1 protein-coding gene is annotated in these 546 nt (G+C 47.3%); it reads right to left on the bottom strand.

From position 1 onward, the window contains the following. The coding region (locus tag R7Q46_RS29550) for a methyl-accepting chemotaxis protein (RefSeq protein ID WP_318078635.1) at positions 1 to 546 on the bottom strand (546 nt) is incomplete at both ends.

Below are 546 nucleotides of genomic sequence, written 5' to 3'. Positions count from 1 at the left end.
AGATCATACGACTCGCTGTATTTCAAATTGAGCGATTGGATGTTCTCATTGATTTCATCCGTGACGTAGACCTGCTCTTCGATGGCGACGGCTATCTGTTGATTTCTTTCTACAACATCTTGGATCAACGACTCTAGTTGCTGAATGCTCTCAAGCGCCGTTCCAAGCAAAGTGACCGTCCCTGTAGACATCTCGTTGCCTTTCTCCAACGCAGAAACCGCAGACTTACTGCCATGTTGAATGCTCTCAATCGCAGATTTGATCTCTGTTGTGGACTCTTGAGTTCGTTTGGCAAGCGTTCTCACTTCATCCGCGACTACCGCAAAACCACGACCTTGCTCGCCTGCCCTTGCCGCTTCTATCGCAGCATTCAATGCCAGAAGATTGGTTTGTTCGGCAATGCCATTAATCACCTCAATAACCGTCCCTATTTGATCCGTTTGTTGATTCAAACGCATCACCACTTTCGAAATCTCACCCAACTCGCCAACAAGGTCGAGAACAGAATGGTTAACGTTATCGACAACATTGCGGCTATCGGTCATG

Source organism: Vibrio sp. 811 (assembly GCF_033339195.1).
Note: the sequence above shows the minus strand (reverse complement) of the source record. Positions and strands in the feature narration are given on the sequence as shown.